Source organism: Vibrio sp. CJQ_6, assembly GCF_043106745.1.
Taxonomy (GTDB): Bacteria; Pseudomonadota; Gammaproteobacteria; order Enterobacterales; family Vibrionaceae; genus Vibrio; species Vibrio furnissii.
Map to the genome: position 1 here is coordinate 405,905 of NZ_JBICMV010000021.1, position 20,908 is coordinate 426,812.

A 20,908-nucleotide genomic window follows, 5' to 3' on the forward strand; every position below is an offset into this window, starting at 1 on the left:
TAGGTTTTAATTGTGACGGTCAACACGAGTTCAACAATGCCGTCTTCGTAGTTTCAAACAGGTGTAAGGAGCAATGCGTGCAGAAAATTTGGTTAGTAGTGGGATGTTTGATGACGATAGTGGCTGCCAATGTGTGGGCAGCAAAGGAGCAATCTGCGCCGGCTAAGGCGCCTGCCTATTCTGAAACCGCCGTGCTTGATCGCCCGTTGATGGAGCGTTATATCCTCGATGAGCTCAAATCACTGCGTCAAGATCAGCAAGATCTGGAACGCCGTTTAATCGTGCAAATCACCGACCGCGAACTGACAGTTGCCGATAAATCGATGAACTATGCCAACGTGACCGTCACCTATTTCTTCTACATTATCGCGGGCGTGGCTTCGCTGGTGGCGCTGGTGGGGTGGCAATCGCTGCGAGAAGTGAAACACAACACCAGAGAAATGGCCGATAAGCGGTTGAATAAAATCGCGGTGGAGTACGAGCGGAAGTTTGTTGCGTTAGAGCGTGATTTAAAACGCAAGACACGCATTATCTCTGAAAACAACCGTGAAATTGAGATCATCAACGAAATTCACAACTTGTGGTTACGGGCACAGAGTGTGCAAACGGCCGATCAACGCATCGAAGTGTACGATGAAATTCTCAAGATTCGCCCGGGCGACTTGGAAGCGCTGACCTACAAAGCGGATGCGGCGATGGAAATCAAAGAGTACCACTGGGCGATGAGCCTGTGTAACCGCGTGCTCGAACTGGATGACAATAACGGCCCAGCCTTGTATCAGCGCGCTTGTGCGTATGCACGCTTGGGGGCGGAAGAGCAAGCGCTGGAAGACATCCAACGCGCGATTGATACCATCCCATCCCTGCGCGATTTGCTTGCCGATGAGGCGGATTTTGAATCGCTGTACGGGAATAAAAAATTCGATCTTTTGGTCAGCGGTTCACAAACAGAATGAATGGTTTACACAGAAATTTGAAAACTTATGTGTGATAACCAACACTTGTCCTAACGACAAATTATTATCATTAGACACACCTTAGGTTTTCACCGATAAAGCGCGTGACATCAAGGGTGTCAGGCGTGGTTTCGAGCCTCGAAACCACTACATTCTCTTTGTTCTTGCGAGATATGATGTGGAACAACAATCCAAATTAGACAGCGTTCGCGCTGATTACAACGTTCATTACTGGAGCCAGGGCTTCTTTGGCATCGATGATCACGGTGAAGTGTATGTGTCACCGCGAAAAGACGGTGCACACCCCACGCAACTCAGTTCGATTGTAAAACAGCTCGAAGCGCGTAATTTGAATTTGCCGGTGCTGGTGCGTTTTCCGCAGATCCTGCACCAACGCGTGCACAACATCTGTGATGCCTTTAACCAGGCCATTGAAGAGTATGACTACCCGAACAAATACCTGTTGGTTTACCCCATCAAAGTGAACCAACAAAAAGAAGTCGTGGATGAGATTCTGGCGAGCCAAGCTGAACTGGAAACCAAGCAATTGGGTCTGGAAGCGGGCAGTAAGCCTGAACTGCTGGCTGTGCTAGCGATGGCGCAACAAGCGAGCTCGGTGATCGTGTGTAACGGTTACAAAGACCGCGAATATATGCGCTTGGCGCTGATCGGCGAAAAGCTCGGCCACAAAGTCTTTATCGTTTTAGAGAAACTGTCTGAACTGGATCTGGTGCTGAAAGAAGCGAAGAGTCTCGGCGTGAAACCGCGTTTGGGACTGCGTATTCGTCTGGCCTCGCAAGGCGCCGGTAAATGGCAATCCAGCGGTGGCGAAAAGTCGAAATTTGGCTTGGCCGCGTCTCAAGTGCTGACTGTGATTGAACGTTTGAAAGCGGAACAACAGCTGGATGCGCTGCAACTGGTGCACTTCCACTTGGGATCGCAAATGGCGAACATTCGCGACGTGCGTAACGGCGTGAATGAAGCGGCACGTTTCTACTGCGAGCTGCGTGAGCTGGGTGCACAAATTCAGTACTTTGATGTGGGCGGCGGCTTGGCGGTCGATTACGACGGCACACGTAGCCAATCCTCGAACTCAATGAACTACGGGTTGCTGGAATACGCACGCAACATCGTCAACACCGTGGGCGACATGTGTAATCTGTACAGCCAGCCGATGCCGACCATTATTTCAGAATCGGGCCGTTCGCTGACTGCACACCACGCGGTGCTGATCACCAACGTGATCGGGGCAGAAGCGTACAAGCCAGAAGCGATTGAAGCACCAGCTGAGGATGCTCCGCTGCTGATGCAAAACATGTGGCGCAGCTGGGAAAACCTGCATGAAGGCACCGATGCGCGCGCATTGATTGAAATTTATAACGACACGCAAAGCGATTTGTCGGAAGCGCACAACCTGTTTGCTACAGGTGTGATCAACCTGCAACACCGTGCGTGGGTCGAGCAGTTGTCACTGCGTATTTACCACGACTTGCGTCTGAAAATGAGCAACAAGAACCGCTTCCACCGTCCGATTCTGGATGAGCTGCAAGAGCGCTTGGCTGACAAGTTCTTCGTGAACTTCTCGCTGTTCCAGTCGCTGCCAGATGCGTGGGGCATCGACCAAGTGTTCCCTGTGCTGCCATTGTCTGGACTGGAAAACGTGGAAGATCGCCGCGCGGTGATGCTCGATATCACCTGTGACTCAGACGGTGCGGTTGAGCAATACGTTGAAGGCCAAGGCATTGAAACCACGTTGCCTGTGCCTGCGTGGACGCCGGATCAACCCTACCTAATGGGCTTCTTCTTGGTCGGGGCGTATCAGGAAATTTTGGGTGACATGCACAACTTGTTTGGCGACACTCACAGTGTGGTGGTGAACATCACTGACCAAGGCGAGTCTGATCTGACGTTCGTGAACGAAGGTGATACAGTCGAAGACATGATGCGTTACGTCCATATTGATGTGGACGCCATTCGCATGAATTACCGCCAACTGGTGAGCCAGCGCGTGGCGGCTGAAGAACAAACGACTGTTTTGGCTGAGCTAGAACAAGGTTTGAGCGGTTATACCTATCTAGAGGATTTCTAAATGAATGATTTGTTTACTAAAACTGATTATTCACTGTATTCAAATGCGATGACGTTTGTGCGTCGTCCTTACGAACGCAACCCCATTGATACTGACGCTGATGTCGTGGTGCTGGGTGTGCCGCTGGACATGGCGACCTCGGGTCGTCCTGGCGCACGCATGGGGCCGGATGCGATTCGTCGCGCGTCGGTGAACCTCGCGTGGGAAGGCAAAAAATTCCCGTGGGATTTTAACCTGTTCAATCGCATCAATGTGGTGGATGCAGGGGATTTGGTGTTTGACTGTGGTGACGCAGAAGATTTCACATATCGCTTGGAAGCGGCGACCAACGAGATCCTGAAAAGCGGCAAGACCATGCTGGCGCTGGGCGGTGACCATTTCATCACACTGCCTATCCTGCGTGCTTACGCGAAACATCACGGTGAAATGGCATTGATTCATTTTGACGCCCACACCGATACTTACGCGAACGGCAGTGCGTACGACCACGGCACCATGTTCTATCATGCGCCGAAAGAAGGCCTGATTTCACCAAAACATTCGGTGCAAGTCGGCATTCGTACCGAATACAAGCAAGAAGGTCACGGCTTTAACGTGATCAACGCGATGCAAGCCAACGATATGTCGGTGGATGAGATCGTCGGTCAAATCAAACACATCGTGGGTGACAAGCCCGTGTACCTGACATTCGATATCGACTGTCTGGACCCAGCGTTTGCGCCGGGGACGGGGACGCCAGTGTGTGGCGGTCTGACTTCAGACAAAATCTTGAAGATCATTCGCGCCCTGAAAGGCATCAACATGGTGGGGATGGACGTGGTGGAAGTGTCACCGCCGTACGATCAGAGCGATCTGACCTCTCTGGCAGGGGCGACCATCGCACTGGAACTGCTCTACGTGTGGGCATCCAACAAACCGGCTGAGTAACGTTCAGCACCACGAAAAACCGAGGCCATGGCCTCGGTTTTTTTATGCATGCTATTTGAATGCCGCGGGCTTTAGCCCAGCGGCACGTACAAGCTTCTCTTTGGCGTATCTAGCACCACGTTAGTGGTAACGCGGCGGATCTGCGGGTAAAGCGCCATGATCTCTTCCATAAAACCATCGTAAGCTTTGGCATTGGGCGCGGTGATCACCAGCATCAGGTCGACACTACCGGTGACATAAAACACCTGCTGGATCAGGTGTTGTTGCTCCGCCCAGCGCCGAAATTGACTCAATACGGCGTAGTTCTCTCGGTCGATTTCCAACCCCGCAAGAAAGGTCATGGTGTGGGTCGTGACGGCCGGGTCGACAATCGCCACCTCTGCTTGAATCACGCCCACTTCACGTAGCCGTTTGATGCGCCGCTGCACCGCCGATGGCGAGAGCCCAATGTGCTCGGCAATCAGGTCGCTGGCAAGCCGGCAATTGCGCTGCATCAGCTCTAGAATTTTATGGTCAAAGGCATCCAGTGTCGGGGTCATCATCATCCTTGCGCGGCTATGCCGCAAATCGCGCGTGAAAACGCGGAGTTTCTGCATTCTGCGGGCTAGGATAGCTGATTTTTGTGAGTGATTGAAATCCACAATAGCTTCAATGTTTAAATTAAAATTTAACAAATGGAGTTGCGTAATTATGCACAAAAATGAGGCTCAAGTTTCTCGCTTTCAATCCAGTTCGCCGCAAACGCAGGCTGTTCACGCGATGATCGCGGCGGACCCATCAACGGCAGCCATTGCGCCGAATGTGGTGATGTCGGTGAACCATGTGTTTGACCCGGCACACGGGGCGTTCTCCGCTCAAGGTGTGGGGGATGTGGCGGATGCGCCGTTTCTCTATGCGGGGTGGACCAATCCCACGGTGTGCTTGCTGGAGCAGCGTTTGGCCGTGTTGGAACAAGCCGAGGATGCCATGGCGACCGCGACGGGCATGGCGGCGATATCGGCGGTCTTTTTGTCTCTGCTGCGCGCGGGCGATCACCTCATCATCAGCGATGTTTGCTATGCGGGCGTGTATGAATTCGCGACGCAAATCCTGCCTTTGTATGGCATCGAGGTGTCGGTGGTGGATACAACTTGCACTGAGACTGTGCAACGTGCGCTGCGAAAAAGCACAAAACTGGTGCACATTGAAACGCCGTGCAATCCATTGTTGCGACTGACGGACATCGCCGCGCTGGCGACGCTGCTTCAAGCGCACGGCGTGTTGCTTTGCGCCGATTCGACCCTGTCAACGCCAGTCATCACTCGACCACTCACCCTCGGCGCAGACATCGTGGTTCATTCGCTGACCAAGTTCATCAATGGGCATGGCGATGTGCTGGGTGGGTGTGTTCTGGGATCTAACTTATTGATCCAAAAGATACGATCGTTGGCGGGTATCTACTTGGGGGCGACGTTGGCGGCGCAAAGTGCATGGCTCATTATGCGGGGCATGGAAACCCTGTATCCGCGAATGCAAACCGTGTGTGAAACGGCGCAATGCATCGCGCAGTGGCTGGAAAATCATCCTCGTGTCACTCGGGTGTTGTATCCAGGGTTGGCCTCACATCCGCAATTTTCACTGGCTCAACAACAAATGGATCATTTTGGCGGCATTATTGCATTCCAAGTGGATGACATCGATTTGATCGAGCAGCGTTTTGCGAACGAATCGGCGATGTTTTATTACGCTTTTTCCATGGGTCATCAACGCAGTTTAGCGGTGGTGATGAGAACTGATGATCTAGATGCATCGACTTATCGATTTACACCGGAGCAAAAAGCACATTTCTGTCGTGATGCTGGGCAAGGCATCGTCAGGCTGTCCATTGGCTTGGAATCCGCGACAGATTTAATCCGGGATCTCGAACTGGCTCTCAGGTAATGGTTGCATATTTATTCTAAATTATTAGTGATAAATTCGAAAAGTTGTTGAAATGTTGCCATATTGTATCGCATTATCTGTAAGGATCTGATGTCAATCGCGTGCGCGTGACATGCAGTAACACAACATCGTATGTGTCATTGGACGAACGACAACATAACAATTCTTACATAAGGGATACTATGAAAAACTTCATGAAGTCTACGGCAGCGGGGCTGGCAGTGGCTTGCTCATTACTGGGTGCCAATCAAGCGATGGCGTCTGAGTCAGCGTTGGAAAATGTGCTGAACACCGGTGAACTGAAAGTGTGTTTCGATGCTGGCTATATGCCGTTTGAGATGAAGACTAAAGATGGCCGCTACATCGGCTTTGATATCGATTTAGGCAAGCACATGGCGCGTTCCATGGGCGTGAAATTTACCCCAGTGAACACCGCGTGGGACGGCATCATTCCCGCCATGCTGACGGGCAAATGTGACATCATCATGGGCGGCATGACCGTGACTGCCGAACGAAACCTGAAAGTGAACTTCGCAACGCCTTACATTGTGATTGGCCAGTCTGTTGTGTTGTCGCCAAAACTGGAAGGGAAGGTGAAGAGTTACAAGGACCTGAACGATCCGAAATACACCATCGCGACCAAACTGGGTACAACGGGCGTCGAAGCGGCGAAAAAATACGTACCGAACGCGAAACTTGACCTTTACGACACCGAAGTAGACGCCGTGCTGCAAGTGGTGAACGGCAAAGCGGATGCGTTTGTTTACGACTTCCCATACAACGCCATCTACAGCGCGCAAAACGAAGGCAAGGTGGTTCACTTGGCTGAACCGTTCACCTATGAACCGCTGGGTTGGGCGATTCGTCAAAACGATCCGAACTTCCTCAACTTCTTGGACAACTACCTGCGTCAAATCAAAGGCGACGGCACGTACGATCGCGTGTACGACAAATGGTTTAAGTCAGACAGCTGGCTGAAAGACGTTCAATAATCGCACGACGATTATCGACCATAACCGGGCAAGCCGTTTGCCCGGTGTATTGAAAAGAATAAAGAGAATCTGAGTGATGCAGTCTAAATCCTCAACATGGGTCGGACATGGTATTTATGTCCTGATCATGGCGCTGCTGGTGGGAGCGATTTATTTCTCCGGACGCAGCATCAATTACAACTGGCACTGGGACCGTTTGTGGCCTTACGTCGTGAACACCGAAATGCAAGACATTCGTGCAACGGGCGACGGCACCGCATCGATCCAAAATGGTCAGTTGGTGATTACACTTGATGGGCAAAATACTCCACAAGTGATTGAACATTACACACACTTACTTGTTGGCGAAGGGGACCTGATTTTTCAAGGGGACACCGTTGCCCAGCTCAATGAATGGAAATTCGGCCCGATTGCACATGGCTTGTGGGTGACCATCGAAATCTCCTTCATCTCCTTGATTTTTGCGGTGCTGCTTGGCCTCATCTTTGGCTTGATGCGGGTGGCCAAAAATCAAACGGCCAGAAATCTCGCGTTAACCTACGTGGAATTGATTCGCGGCACACCACTCTTGGTGCAAATTTTTATCGTCTACTTCTTTATCGGCACGGTGCTTGATTTTGATCGCTTTACCGCGGGCGTGGTCGCGCTGTCGGTGTTTACTGGGGCGTACGTGGCGGAAATTGTGCGTGCGGGCATTCAGGCGATTCCAAATGGTCAAATGGAAGCGGCGCGCTCGCTTGGTATGACTTATCCCAAAGCGATGCGTTACGTGATCTTGCCGCAGGCGCTCAAACGTACTTTGCCTCCGCTCGCGGGCCAGTTCATCAACCTGATCAAAGACTCGTCACTGGTCTCGGTGATCTCGATTACCGACCTGACCAAAGCGGGCCGTGAAGTGGTGAGCGGTAGTTTTGCTCCGTTTGAAGTGTGGTTCACCGTCGCAGCACTTTATTTGCTGGTGACCGGTACCCTGTCTTGGGCTATTCAACGTTTAGAGAAGAGGTTATCGGCCAGTGACTAGTGAATACAACGGCGTCGATATGGTGTACGCCAACAACGTCGACAAATTTTATCCCAACGGTTGTCATGCGCTGAAATCCGTCTCGACGACCGTGAAACGCGGCGAAGTGGTGGTGATCATCGGCCCATCGGGCTCCGGTAAATCGACCTTTTTGCGTACCTTGAATCAGTTGGAAGAGATCTCTTCTGGCACCATCATTGTGGATGGTTTTGACATGTACGCCAAAACCACCGACATCAACGTGCTGCGTCAGAACGTTGGCATGGTGTTCCAAAGCTTCAACTTGTTCCCGCACATGACTGCGCTGCAGAACGTGATGCTGGCACCGCTCAAAGTGTCCAAGCGTCCGACAGCCGAAGTGGAAGCTGATGCCAAGCAGCTGATCAAGCGTGTCGGGCTGGACGATCGCATGAACAACTTCCCGTCGCACTTGTCCGGCGGTCAGCAGCAACGGGTGGCGATTGCTCGCGCGCTGGCGATGAAACCGGATTTAATGCTGTTCGATGAACCGACATCGGCCCTTGACCCAGAAATGGTGGGGGAAGTGTTGGACGTGATCAAAGGATTGGCCAAAGAGGGCATGACCATGGTGATCGTGACGCACGAAATGGGCTTTGCCCGTGAAGTGGCAGATCGCGTGCTGTTTATGGAAGATGGCAAACTATTGGTGGATGACAACCCGCATGCGGTGTTTGATAGCCCGGCGCACCCGCGCTTGCAACAATTCCTTGCGAAAGTTTTGTAACGATTTCCCCGTTCATTCCTGACAAACCGAGCCTCGATAGGGCTCGGTTTTTTGTTAAGCAAAGCACAGTTTGAGGCGATTTCGCTGAATTTATGGGCAGCTTGGCTCATGCTTGCTGCTTGAGTTCGTGGCCTTGTTACGATCATTTACACCTCTGTAAGAGTAAGTAAAGATGGCGCGTGATACTTTGCCGCTTCGCTATACTAGCACGCCCAAGTAGCTGACCGAATTCACGCTGTGAACTGGTTTGCGCCGGTCTATCACCGCCAGCCATCACACGCACTACTTGGCGTTTTAGGTTTACACTTTGTGATTCTTGGATGCGGGATATGAATAAAACCGGATTAATCGTCGCGCTGTCCGCGACTTGTATGTCTTTATTATCGGCCACGAGCTTTGCAGCGCCGATCGTTGTTCCCAACCCGCCACAACTGTCAGCCAAGGGGTATGTGCTGATGGATTACAACACTGGCCAAGTGCTGGTGGAACACAACGCCAATGAAAAAATGAACCCCGCCAGCCTGACCAAACTGATGACGTCATACGTTGCAGGTCAGGAGATGAAGCGTGGCAATATCAAACCGACGGATCAAGTCACCATCAGCCAAAAGGCGTGGGCGAAGAATTTCCCCGATTCATCGAAAATGTTTATCGAGGTTGGCACCAGCGTCAACATGATGGATCTGTATCGCGGCCTGATTGTGCAATCGGGGAACGACGCGAGTGTGGCGATTGCCGAGCACGTTGCGGGCTCTGAAAACGCGTTTGTGGATCTGATGAACTCGTGGGCGCAGCGTTTGGGGCTCAACAATACTGCCTTTACAAACCCCCACGGGCTTGATAGCGATGGCCTTTACACCACACCTTATGACATCGCAAAGCTCGCGCAAGCGATCATTCGTGATTTGCCCGAAATCTACCCGATCTACAGCGAAACCTCGTTCACTTACAACGGCATTACTCAATACAACCGCAACGGGTTACTGCGCGATCGCAGCATGAACGTCGATGGCATGAAAACCGGATTTACCAGTGGCGCCGGGTACAGCTTAGTGACGTCGGCAACCAACGGGAACATGCGTTTGATTTCGGCCGTGATGGGCGCCAACAGCATGAAGAGCCGTGAATCGGACAGCAAACAATTGCTCAGCTACGGGTTCCGTTTCTTTGATACCGTTGCGCCGCACAAACAGGGCGAGACGATCGAGAACGCGCGCGTCTGGATGGGAGAGCGTGACGACTTGGCCATTGGCGTCGCACAGACCACGTATCTGACGGTGAACAAAGGCGAAATGTCACAATTGAGCGGCTTGATCGAATTGGATCGCGATTTGAAAGCGCCGATTCAACAAGGGGATGTGGTCGGCAAAGTGATCTACCAGATCGGTCAACGTAAAGTGGGCGAAGCGCCTTTGGTTGCGCTAGAAAGTGTGGAAAAAGGCAGTTGGTTCAAACAATCGATGGATTGGATCAAACGCTTTATCGCTGGCCTATTTTCATAAAATTTGACCCCTGATTGATTCCAACGGCCCGCGAATGCGGGCCTTTTTTGTCGCCAATTCGGTCTTGTCATGTGGCTGTTTTGGCCACAACGTGGCCATGACATGGGTGGCTATCTGGCTTCCAAACCCTCGACCTGTAGCAAATCTTGGACAGAAACTCACTTTCGATTGACATACGATTTATGGGTTTTTGTCATTTTCATTGCATGAAAGAATGAATCGAGGAAACACAATGGAGTTTGGCCCAGAGGATCGTATTGCTCTGTACGATGTTTGGATGTCCCAAAAGGCAAAAATGCACATGACGCAGATGGAAATGACCAAACGATTGGGCGTAAGCCAGGTTGAATTTTCAAATATTCTGCGCGGCAATGCGCCGCTGACGATGGCATTTGTGACCCAGTTTTGTCAGCAGTTGCATGTAGAACCGCACAACGTGTTGCCGACGTTGAAGAACAAATTTATCGCGGGTGAGCATCTGGTTCACTTGCAAAACCGCGTGACCGTCGATGGTGAGATTCAGCGCGTGATGGTTGATGGAAACCAAGTGATTATTGAGTATACCCATTTGGCACGTTGAGTGAGGGGCGCCGTAACCAGAGATGGTTTGTCTTAGAACTATGGTTTGTCTCAGAACCATGTATCGCCACAGAAACATGTATTGTCTCGGAGCCGGGTCTTGCCCCGGCTTTTTTATGGCTTCACTACCTACAATTTGTTCTTGAAAGTGAATAGTCTGCGTCCTGATTGGTGCTTGTCAGGAATGAAACACAGGCGCAGAATGGCAACACACTAAGAATAAATCCAGTCGCCAGCCTTCATGTCACCACGCTAAGCCGTTCCGCATCCTTGCGGACTCTTTCTGGTCATCTTTCGTCTATCCATACATTCGTTCGGTTGAGGCGACGAGAAGGTGATGAGGCTCAGTATCGAGCCAATGCTTTGCTTCAAATCTTGCGCACTGTGGCTGATTCTGAATTCTACTGTTCTATACTTCTAATCTAACTCATTGAGATTATTTCGTTATGTTTGAAGAATTAGCGCTGGGAGGCTTGTTGTTCAGCCCGTTGGTGTTGTTTGCACCGATGGCGTTCATCCTTTCCTGTTTAACCCGCTTCGTCCTTCATAAAACCGGTGTATACCATCAATTGTGGAAAGCCGCGTGGTTTGAGGTGGGTCTGTTTGTTTGTTATCTGGCTGTCGTCGTCCATTATTTCGGGAGTTAATGTTGCGCATGGGAAAACTATTTCGAATGTCACTGACACTGGTGATCGTCATTGTGGCGGTTATCGCGGGTCATTGGGTCTGGAACCATTACCTTTACTCGCCTTGGACGCGTGACGGGCGTATTCGCGCCGAAGTGATTACTGTTGCGCCGGATGTGTCGGGATGGGTGAAGGAAGTGAAGGTCAAAGACAACCAACCCGTGACCAAAGGAGAGTTGATTTTTCGCGTCGATGACACTCGGTATCAGGCCAAAATTAAAGAGCTGACCGCACAAGTGGAGAATAAACAGTATTCACTCGACTTGGCGCGTCATCAGTACCATCGTCGCCAACAACTGACCGATAGAAAACTGATCAGTGAAGAGACGGTGGAAAGTGCACGTATCAATACTGAATTGGCGCAGGCAAGCTTAGACATTGCTAAAGCGCAGTTGCACAGCGCGCAGATCAACCTCGATCGCACACAAGTTCATGCGCCGGCGGATGGCACGCTGATTAACCTCAATCTGCGCGAAGGAAACTACGTCAGTCAGGGCAGTTCGGTGATTTCGCTGGTGAAAGCCAACTCCTTTTATGTCACCGGGTATTTTGAAGAGACCAAATTGCCGCTGATCAAAGTGGGGCAAACCGCCAAAATCAGTTTGATGAGTGGTGGCGAACCGCTGACAGGGTCGGTGGTGAGCATCGGTAAAGCGATTGCAGACAGCAACACCAGCAGCAATGGTCAACTGTTGCCGCAAGTGCAGCAAACCTTTAACTGGGTGCGATTGGCACAACGCATTCCGGTGGACATCAAACTCGACCCGATGCCAGAAGGCATCAACATCAGCGCGGGGATGACCGTGTCTATCTACTTGCAAGAGGCTGAGTAAAGCGCATGGGTGTGTTGCTTAACAGCCTGCTCATGCCCGACAAACGGGCGGTGATGTTTGCGATCAAAGGGGTTATCGCGATGGCGCTCTCGCTCTATATCGCGATGTTCCTCAATCTCGATCGACCATATTGGGCGTTGGTATCGGCGGTCTTCTTGCAGATTCGCCCTGAAGGTGGCTTGGTTATCGAGAAAGGCTTGTGTCAGATTGTGGGCACTCTCATCGGCGGGCTTGTCGGTATCGCGATTTTGAACTGGTTTGCGCCGTATCCGGAAATCGCGTTGCCGTTGCTGGCGTTATGGCTTGGGTTTAACTCTGGCATGGGCGCCATGGTGCGCCGGGTCAACTTCATTTACGCCTTTGCCATGGCTGGCATTACCGCGTGTCTGATTGTGCTGTTGGTGATGGTGCAACCCTCGACCGTCAGCAGTCAGTCCATTTTTCAGGTGGCGCAAGCGCGTGTCAGTGAAATCATTGTCGGTGCGATTTGCGCGGCATTGGTCAGCAAGCTGATTTTTCCGGTCAAAGTGAAAGATGGTCTGCGTCTTCATGCGCGCAATGTGATCAACCAGACGCTCAGCTACTTGAGCTTAGAACTCGACAAAAACGGCTCGCACGAAAACCGACATCAACACATTGATTCAATTCTCGAGTCCATTGCGGTGATGAGTGATGATTTGAGTGGTGTGGTGTACGAAGGGCCGGAAGGACCGGGGCAGAGTAAAGCGGCCAGTCTTATTTGCAACAAGACGTTGTCGCTGCTGGCGGTGATTCAAATCTTTGGCCGTTTACAGCGGAAACACCCAGAGTTGATTGGTGACAAGCTGGCAGAGATGATGGCGGAAATGGGCGAGATGTTTAGCCGCATGCAAGCGACCACTGATTATGCGGCGTGCTACCACTTGGCGCAAACTTTGCGTCGTCGCCAGTTGGTGTACAGCAACCAAGCCGTTGACCTGACGCCACTGCAATCGCGTTTAATGAAAGTGTCGCTCGAACTCAGCGCCGATTTGGTCATGATTCTGAAAGGCTATAACGCACTGATCAGCAAATCGCCGGTGCTGTTGAATGCGCCCAATCTCAAACCGTACAAAGATCCGCTGGTGGGGCTGATTACTGGCCTGCGCACCATGGCTGTGTTTGCCGTCGGCGCGGGGTTATGGGTGGGCACAGGCTCAAGCGCCGTGCTGATGATGATGATTTTGCCAGTCATTTTCTCCATCATGATGGCGCGCTTGCCCCTCACCATTTTAATGATTGTGTTGCAGCGTTTGCTGATGGGGGTGATGGTCGCGGTGCCGGTGGCGATTTTCTACGGCTTGGGGCTGCTGGCGCAAAGCAGTGGTGATTATGAGTTGCTGGTGATGATTCTGGCTGGCCCTTATTTCTTTGGTTTGCTTGCGCTGGCCAATCGCCCGACCCTGCCTTACGGCCTTGGATTTTGCATTCCGGTTACCATCTTGATCAGCCCGAGCAACGACATGACGCGCGCGTTTTCTATCGATTCAACCTTGAGCAATGCGCTGTCGATATTTGTCGGGGTGACCGTGTTGTACTGGATGTTTAAGATGATCACCGGCCCGGGACTGCAACTGATGCAACACCGGCTGATGCGTGCGACGCAAAAGGATTTACGTGAGTTGATGTCGCATCCTGCGCCGGATCATTGGTTCAATGCGCGCATGGGCGACCGATTGCTGCGTATTGCGACGTACGACAAAAGCATGGCGAGCCGCACGCGTGACATTACCGACTTGGCATTAACCGGGCTGAATTTAGGGCACGTGTCGATTCGCCTGCGTCGATTGGTCAACGGTGCCAAGAATCCTTTGGTCGAACGGTTGCTGGATGAATGGCAGCAAGCGTTGGCGGATGCATTCTTCTGGTGTTCGAAAGGCAAAACGCATGCGCCGTTTGGCCAAGTGAGTGATGCCCTGCTGAATGTGTTGCGAGAGGAACAGCTCGCGAAAGGACAATTTGAAATTGTGGAAGGGATGTTTGAACGGTTGGCGATGACATTTGAGCGCAGCGCGCGAACCATTGCTGAGAATCAGGCAGCGCGACAAAATTAAGTCCCACAAGGATGTGAACTCAGGCAGTGCTTCGGCACTGCCTTTTTATTTTCTAAGGCACTATTTTCTGCGCTGGCCTCTGCTCGAGGCCATTTTTACGACGCCATTTTACTGGTGTCATGCCTTATGGTGCCATTTGGTGCTTGTTTTAGGGGGCAATGTTGATTTGAACCTCTACGCGGCGGTTGTGCGCACGTCCCGCTGGGGTTGTGTTGGTATCAATAGGACGCGTTTGGCCTTCACCGAACACTTTGATGCGATGTTCGGCGACTTGGTTTTCCATCAGCACGTCGGCAGCGGCTTGCGCTCGGCGCGTTGATAGCTTGGTGTTGTACGCGTCGCTGCCTGTCGAATCGGTGTGGCCGATGATCAGAATTTGCGCTTGGGGTTGCTGATTTAATGTGGCGGCAAGCGTGCGCAATGCTTGTTGCTGCGTGGCATTTAAGCTGCTGCTGTCAAAACTCAGCGCATCGTAGGTATAGGTCGTGGTTTTCTCGCTTGAAACCGGCGGTGTGGTTTGGGGGGCGGCAGGCGCAATGAACGAGGTTGTTTCGACCGCATCGTGAAGCGAACGCGGCTCATTGCTGGCACCGAATGCATAGCGGATGCCCACTGCGGCACCATTCATCGTATAACGGTTGGTGCCATCATTGACATCGGTTGCCACGCTGTATTCCACGCGCAATGTCATTTGGGGTCTTAGGTCATATTCCACCCCTGTTGCGGCAAACCAAGATCCGTCATTGTGGCCGGATGTATTGGCATACGCCACCCCTGCTTTGGCGTACCAGCGATAGTCATCAACGATTGGGAACGTCAATTTTGGCGCGAGCGTGAGTAAACGAATGGTGTCGCTGTGCAACGACTTCACCGTGAATGTCCCTAAATCTTCATAGCTGCTTTCTAATGCCAACGTGTCGTTGACGTGATAGCCCGCAAACAGCCCGTAAGCCGGATTATCGGTGACACAATTTTCTTCCGATGATTGGCATTGTTCAGACAACCACGATTTCCCAATTTTTACGCCAAGGTAATAAGGCGCAGCGGTCGAGGAAACGGAGACACATAAAAGACTGAGCAACACATGCTGTTGACGCATGAAGACCTCTTTCCTAGTTAAAGTAATTTCAAATGAATCCAAGCAACATTGAAAAATCAGGTTGCACAATATTGTTGAAACTCGAGTCAAAACTCATGTCAGAACGTTGTGAACAAATTCCCGCAATAAAGAAAAATAGGAAACTAGATCAATTTAAGGAAATAGAAAGAAAATTGGTTTCATGCGAATGCAACGACCGGGAAATTTAAAATTTAAAGTATTTGTAAACGGCGACATGGTCTTTTCTTATTCTGTAATGTTTTACCTATCGAATTAATAACTAATATCAATTGATTTTATTGTTCTAGATCAATTTCGCGTTGATGATTTGTTGATGTTGTTATTTTATTGTTTATTTGAACCAATAAATTTCTTTTTTTTAGAAAAAATTAAAAAAAGCGAAACTGGATCAAATTCAGTGACTTCATAAATTTGGAAATAGATCAATTACTCTAATCTTTGCACTTATACTGGTTATTGGTTATTTAACAAAATTAAACACTGCAAAATTGCTTACAGTACGGTGTTTATTGGAAATTTAGTGGTGTTTACAAGATAAATGTTCTGATGTTTAATTCGCTTCGTGGTGAGGGAGTTATGAAATCCCGTTCACATTCTGATTATAAAAAGAGCATTATTTGAGGTTAATTATCTAATGAACACGCTAATGAAAAAAACGCTAGTCGCGTCAGCTTTCGGTCTTCTACTTTCAGCAAATGGCGCAATGGCTGCGACCAGCACTGCCGTTGCGGGTGGTACGATTTCTTTCACTGGTTCTGTCACTGATACCACGTGTGACGTGACCACCAGCGGTGACAAAGATTTCACAGTCACACTATCTCCTGTAGCACTGACTGACATCGCAAATCCAGGCGTAGCAAGCGCAGGTGCGAAACAATTTGATATGAAAGTGGCCGGTTGTACTGGTTACACTGACGGTGGCACTGAATCTTTGCACATTACATTCAGTGGTTCGAACATTTCTGATGATGAGTTGTACCTAAAAAATGACACAGGTACAGCAACTGGTGTTGGTATTACGATTACTTCTGATGGTACTGCTGCTGGGAAAGTTGACCTCAACAAAGCCGTGGCTACTGGTCTTGGCGAAAATGTAGCGGACGGTACCATTTCTTACTTCGCGAACTACTACAACTTTGCCGGTCAAGATGCTGCAACAGCAGGTACTGTTGTGACTAGCGCAACATACACATTTGATTACCAATAATTAAATGACAAAGGAGGAGTTCGCTCCTCCTGATCCAATCACAGAGGCACGAATGAAAAAAACACTGCTTTTAGTTCTGGCGTTAATGACAGGGAATGCTCATGCCAGTGTCATTATCAATGGAACTCGAGTTGTATTTAGTCACGATGCAAAAGAAGCATCTTTTCAGTTAATTAACCGCAGCCCGACGACGCATCTCGTCCAAAGTTGGATTGATGATGGTCAAATAGAGGCAAGCCCTGAAGAGATTGACGTGCCTTTTGTGATTTTACCGCCGATTGTAAAAATCGGTCCGGAAAATGGTCAGGAAATTAAAATTCGTCGTGTCGGTGATACTCATCATATTGCCAAAGATCGCGAATCGGTATTTTGGATTAATGTACTGGATATTCCGCCTATTCCGGATGGTGCTGAACGTGGCGAACAAAATTATTTACAAGTCGCGCTCAGAACCAGAATCAAACTGTTTTACCGCCCTGCAGGATTGGACGCCTCGGAAGAATTTGTCGGCCAAAACCTCAGCGTCAATGTGGCGGGGAACTGTTTAGAAAATCGTTCTCCATTACACGTCAGTGTGGTTGATATGGAGAAGGACAATCAAAGAATTCTCGAGCAGTCCTTTATGATTAAGCCGTTCAGCTGCCATGTGGTGGATGGCGTCACACTGGATCACTCAGGACAATATAAGGTCGTCTGGCTAGATGACTATGGAAGTAAGAAGTCAGTTCTTTTGTAAGAGTTCAGTATGCAAGGCATTCATCGATTTCGTGGTCGCTCTTTATATTCTGTCGTTTTTTGTTCTGTTGCGGCGATGACGCTTTCTCATACTGCCTATGCTGCGTCGTTTAACTCAAGCTTTTTGGTGGGGAAATCGTCTGCGCAAAAATGGAACTCCAATGTAGAAATTACCCCGGGACGTTACGATTTCGATTTATTTATCAATGATAAATGGATCGGGAAGTTCACGGTTGATGTGCAAGATGGCACCAAAGAAAACTTGTATGTCGACTATAACGATGTCGAAACGTTTGGGCTGAAGCTCGATGCATTCGACCTTGATGCCAAACAAAAGGCGGTGAATGTGAATGCGCTCCTCAAAGGCGGCTCATTCACCTTTGACCCGAATGGGTTCAAAATTCGCCTGACGATTCCTCAAGCCTTTGTTTCTAATACCGACTCGAATTGGGTGTCAAAAGAGCGTTGGGATCATGGCATCAATGGTGCTTATCTCAACTACAACGTCAACTACTCCAATTATTACTATAAAGAAAACCATACAGATAACGAAAACCTGTTTGCCTCTCTCAACGGCGGGATCAATCTGTATGGTTTTCACTTCATCGAAGTGGGGTCACTCAATGGCGATGCGGTGGATAGCACCTCGTACACCAACACCTATCGTTACGTGGAAAAACCACTGATTGACATCGATTCTGTGCTTCGCGTTGGTAAACAGTCGTCTTATAGCGGCTACTTTGATACCAATACCTATCAAGGTCTCTCGCTGAGAAAAGACATGCGCATGTTGCCGGATTCTTACGGCCAGTATATGCCCGTGATTCGAGGCGTTGCGACGGAAGCGGCTGTGGTGACGATTTCTCAAGACGGCCGCGTGGTGGAAGTGCTCAACATTCCCGCGGGCGACTATGAGATTGATGACCTGATGCCGACGGGATCGCGTAGCGATCTGGACGTCACGCTGACGTACGCCAGCGGCCGCAACGAGTCTTACGTGGTGCCGTATTCCACCGTGCCAGGCATGCTGCGTTCAGGGTCATCGGATTACAACATCAATATTGGTTATCTCGATTACGACTACACCGACGATTTGTTTGCGCAGGGGGAATACTCGCGTGGGTTGAACAATTACCTCACCGGTTATGTGGGGACAACCCAAAGTAAGGGCTATCAGTCATATTTGTTGGGTAGCGCCATTTCGGTGCCGAATATCGGTTCGTTCTCGTTTGATGTGGAAACCGCTTTTGCCGACATGACGTACCTCGATACCTATCAAGGGCAAAAATATAAGTTGTCCTACAGTAAGTATTTTTCGACGCGCACCAACTTAACGCTGGCGAGTTATTACTACCAAACGGATGAATATCTGACGCTGCGTGATTATCACCGCATTAAAGATGCGGTCAGTGAATCGGCCATCAACAGTCGCACCAAAGAGCGGTACAGCTTTAATGTCAGTCAACCGTTCGGCGATCACTGGGGCCGTCTCTATTTTGATGGTTATTTTACGCGTCGCGTGAATCACGACACGTTTGATAAGCAATACAACTTGAGTTACAGCACCACGTATCACCAGACCAGCTACACCATTTCTGCGACACGCAGTTACAGCTACGCTGATTACACCGATGTCAAAACGACCGACGATCGGATCGCGTTGTCTGTCTCTATCCCGTTAAGCAGTTTGGGTCACAACACCCGTTTTGCATCGCGTGTGAATTTCGACGGCCGTGACTACGCATCGTCGGATGTGTCACTCAGTGGTTCGGATGGGGTCGATTCTTACAGTGTGAACGCCGGGCACGATCGCTATTCAAAATCTTATGCGAGTGTCTACGGGTCACATCGCGGGTCAAAGGCATACCTCAACGGCAGTTATGGTGAATCTGAAACGCAGCGACAAGTTTCACTTGGCATGAGTGGCAGTGTGGTGGCTTATGACGGCGGCGTGTTGGCGACCTCACAAAGTGGTACGAACTTCGTCATTTTGGAAGCGCCGGGCGTCGAAGGGGCGATGATCAACAACAATGCCAGCATTGAAACCGATGCTGAAGGTCGCGCGTTAATCGCTTCCGCTGCAGCGTATCGCAAAAATACCTATCGCATCCAGAACCAAACGGGCGAGGGGGAAATCAGCGGAAACGTGAAATACATTGCGCCGGTCAAAGGCAGTATTTCAAAAGTGACGTACCAAACAGATGTTCGTAAGAACTATGTGTTTGCCGCCACCGACAGCCAAGGCGCGCCATTACCCTTTGGTTCGGATGTGTTAAATAGTGACGGCGAAGTGGCTGGGTATGTGCTGCAGGGCGGACGAATTGCCGTGCGTAGCGAACAATATCCAGAAAAATTGACCGTTGTGTATCAGAAACAGGGGCGTCCAATGACGTGTGTATTAACGCCTTCAACGACAGAGAAAGCCGTATGTTTATAAATCGCTGGATGATGCCGTGGATTGCTTCTGCCTTGTTGGCGCTTTTTTCACCCAACGTGTTGGCCGGTTTAACGGGGGATACTTGTATCCCGGGTTCTGTGCCGCTCATCGGCCGCTCACCGTATGTGGGTCACAACAGCCTTGACTTGTCCGATGCGTTTACAACGACCAACAAAGTCAGTGTCACGCTCACCACCAACTGGAGTGGCAGTATGTTTTGTACGTACGGTGTGACGGACTATGTGTATTACCACTCACCGGTTATGGGTGCTGGTAATAAGGTTTTCTACATCACTTTCTACGACGAGAATGGTCTGCATTCGATCAAGACCACCACCGAGGTTTCCAAAGCATATGAAGGTGTCAACGGGGTGTCTGGTATTCACTCTCTGGGCTACAACGTGAATTACACGTTGACGTTTGAGTTGTTGGATTACGGACTGCCGATTGCAGCAGAAAACAATCTCATCACGCAAACGGGTAGTATCGATATTGCTCCGGTTGCCGCATCAGGCGAGAGCTATTCGAACGAAAAAGCATATTCCGCTTGGAGCAATGACGCTTGGGGGCGCACGTCGTGGTTGGCGTATCAAGACCTCACCGTGACGTATTCGCCGAACCACACAACGTGTACCGTGTTGGATCAAACGGTTGTATTGCCTGAAACCTCGATCGATGCGATTCGTCGTGGCAATGCCAGTCGCCGCTTATTTGTCCTGGATTTCTCTTGTGGCGGAACGACCAACGGCGTGGCATCAAGAAACGTGACGGCTTGGCTGTACAGTGCGGATATTGTCAGTACCGATCCGGATGTGTTGCGCAATAGTGCGTCGACGGCAAACGATATTGGCATTGTGATCACGGACTACCGAGGCAACCCGATCAAACTCTCGAACAGCCAAACGTCAATCAACGATGCGGATATTTTACTGGATGTTGAAGCGGGTAAAGTGTTCGATGCTTCGGAAACGGCCTACCCGTTTGCTACATACGCTATTTATGGCGATAACCCGACCCCGGGCACTGTACAAGCCACTGCGACGGTCATCATTGGCTACGACTAATCAGGAGATGGATGACCATTGGG

At 50.3% G+C, this 20,908-nt stretch carries 18 protein-coding genes; 16 read left to right on the forward strand and 2 right to left on the reverse strand.

What is annotated here, in order from left to right:
• Nucleotides 1–110: 110 nt before the first annotated feature.
• The 3 genes from ACF8PK_RS12660 (at nucleotide 111) to speB (ending at nucleotide 3,972) form a co-directional block, all read left to right on the forward strand.
• Nucleotides 111–956: a TPR end-of-group domain-containing protein gene (locus ACF8PK_RS12660; RefSeq protein WP_275138717.1), complete on the forward strand. Its 846-nt coding sequence runs from the start codon at nucleotides 111–113 to the stop codon at nucleotides 954–956.
• Nucleotides 957–1,134: 178 nt separating this feature from the next.
• A complete protein-coding gene (gene speA / locus ACF8PK_RS12665) occupies nucleotides 1,135–3,045 on the forward strand; it encodes an arginine decarboxylase (RefSeq protein WP_392441624.1) in 1,911 nt (636 codons plus the stop codon).
• Nucleotides 3,046–3,972 (forward strand): agmatinase, encoded by a 927-nt coding sequence (gene speB, locus ACF8PK_RS12670; RefSeq protein WP_004727054.1) that lies wholly within the window; start codon nucleotides 3,046–3,048, stop codon nucleotides 3,970–3,972.
• 71 nt (nucleotides 3,973–4,043) lie between these two features.
• Here speB and ACF8PK_RS12675 read toward each other — a convergent pair whose 3' ends face one another.
• Nucleotides 4,044–4,511: an Lrp/AsnC family transcriptional regulator gene (locus ACF8PK_RS12675; RefSeq protein WP_143679923.1), complete on the reverse strand. Its 468-nt coding sequence runs from the start codon at nucleotides 4,509–4,511 to the stop codon at nucleotides 4,044–4,046.
• Between the two features lie 151 nt (nucleotides 4,512–4,662).
• Between ACF8PK_RS12675 and ACF8PK_RS12680 the strand changes: the two genes are divergently transcribed.
• The 9 genes from ACF8PK_RS12680 to ACF8PK_RS12720 all read left to right on the forward strand — a co-directional run bounded on the left by ACF8PK_RS12680 (nucleotide 4,663) and on the right by ACF8PK_RS12720 (nucleotide 14,322).
• Entirely contained in the window at nucleotides 4,663–5,892 is a 1,230-nt protein-coding gene (locus ACF8PK_RS12680) for a trans-sulfuration enzyme family protein (RefSeq protein WP_392441627.1), read from the forward strand.
• A 182-nt stretch (nucleotides 5,893–6,074) separates the two neighbouring features.
• Nucleotides 6,075–6,884, forward strand: a complete 810-nt coding sequence (locus tag ACF8PK_RS12685) for a transporter substrate-binding domain-containing protein (protein ID WP_004727051.1) — start codon at nucleotides 6,075–6,077, stop codon at nucleotides 6,882–6,884.
• Nucleotides 6,885–6,960: 76 nt separating this feature from the next.
• Nucleotides 6,961–7,905, forward strand: coding sequence for an amino acid ABC transporter permease (locus tag ACF8PK_RS12690; RefSeq protein ID WP_014257605.1), 945 nt, complete (start codon nucleotides 6,961–6,963; stop codon nucleotides 7,903–7,905).
• 19 nt (nucleotides 7,906–7,924) lie between these two features.
• Nucleotides 7,925–8,650 carry an amino acid ABC transporter ATP-binding protein gene (locus tag ACF8PK_RS12695; protein ID WP_004727049.1) on the forward strand — a complete coding sequence of 242 codons (726 nt, stop codon included), beginning with the start codon at nucleotides 7,925–7,927 and terminating at the stop codon, nucleotides 8,648–8,650.
• Between the two features lie 329 nt (nucleotides 8,651–8,979).
• Nucleotides 8,980–10,152 (forward strand): D-alanyl-D-alanine carboxypeptidase family protein, encoded by a 1,173-nt coding sequence (locus ACF8PK_RS12700; RefSeq protein WP_055465764.1) that lies wholly within the window; start codon nucleotides 8,980–8,982, stop codon nucleotides 10,150–10,152.
• Between the two features lie 232 nt (nucleotides 10,153–10,384).
• Entirely contained in the window at nucleotides 10,385–10,732 is a 348-nt protein-coding gene (locus ACF8PK_RS12705; protein ID WP_004727046.1) for a helix-turn-helix transcriptional regulator, read from the forward strand.
• Between the two features lie 445 nt (nucleotides 10,733–11,177).
• Nucleotides 11,178–11,378 (forward strand): DUF1656 domain-containing protein, encoded by a 201-nt coding sequence (locus ACF8PK_RS12710; protein ID WP_014257601.1) that lies wholly within the window; start codon nucleotides 11,178–11,180, stop codon nucleotides 11,376–11,378.
• An 8-nt stretch (nucleotides 11,379–11,386) separates the two neighbouring features.
• Entirely contained in the window at nucleotides 11,387–12,250 is an 864-nt protein-coding gene (locus ACF8PK_RS12715; RefSeq protein ID WP_041943425.1) for an HlyD family secretion protein, read from the forward strand.
• Between the two features lie 5 nt (nucleotides 12,251–12,255).
• A complete protein-coding gene (locus tag ACF8PK_RS12720) occupies nucleotides 12,256–14,322 on the forward strand; it encodes an FUSC family protein (RefSeq protein WP_392441631.1) in 2,067 nt (688 codons plus the stop codon).
• Nucleotides 14,323–14,470: 148 nt separating this feature from the next.
• Here the strand turns inward: ACF8PK_RS12720 and ACF8PK_RS12725 are convergent, their stop codons facing one another.
• Nucleotides 14,471–15,421 (reverse strand): OmpA family protein, encoded by a 951-nt coding sequence (locus tag ACF8PK_RS12725; RefSeq protein ID WP_392441632.1) that lies wholly within the window; start codon nucleotides 15,419–15,421, stop codon nucleotides 14,471–14,473.
• Between the two features lie 667 nt (nucleotides 15,422–16,088).
• Between ACF8PK_RS12725 and ACF8PK_RS12730 the strand changes: the two genes are divergently transcribed.
• The 4 genes from ACF8PK_RS12730 to ACF8PK_RS12745 all read left to right on the forward strand — a co-directional run bounded on the left by ACF8PK_RS12730 (nucleotide 16,089) and on the right by ACF8PK_RS12745 (nucleotide 20,885).
• The gene (locus ACF8PK_RS12730; RefSeq protein ID WP_004727042.1) at nucleotides 16,089–16,649 is read left to right on the forward strand and encodes a fimbrial protein; all 561 of its coding nucleotides are present in this window, start codon (nucleotides 16,089–16,091) and stop codon (nucleotides 16,647–16,649) included.
• Nucleotides 16,650–16,701: 52 nt separating this feature from the next.
• Complete coding sequence (locus ACF8PK_RS12735) at nucleotides 16,702–17,385, forward strand: molecular chaperone (RefSeq protein ID WP_014257597.1); 684 nt, start codon at nucleotides 16,702–16,704, stop codon at nucleotides 17,383–17,385.
• A 75-nt stretch (nucleotides 17,386–17,460) separates the two neighbouring features.
• Nucleotides 17,461–19,821, forward strand: a complete 2,361-nt coding sequence (locus tag ACF8PK_RS12740) for a fimbria/pilus outer membrane usher protein (protein ID WP_238787801.1) — start codon at nucleotides 17,461–17,463, stop codon at nucleotides 19,819–19,821.
• Nucleotides 19,812–20,885, forward strand: coding sequence for a fimbrial protein (locus ACF8PK_RS12745; protein WP_148228009.1), 1,074 nt, complete (start codon nucleotides 19,812–19,814; stop codon nucleotides 20,883–20,885). Before ACF8PK_RS12740 ends, ACF8PK_RS12745 begins: the two co-directional genes overlap by 10 nt.
• The last annotated feature ends 23 nt before the right edge of the window (nucleotides 20,886–20,908 follow it).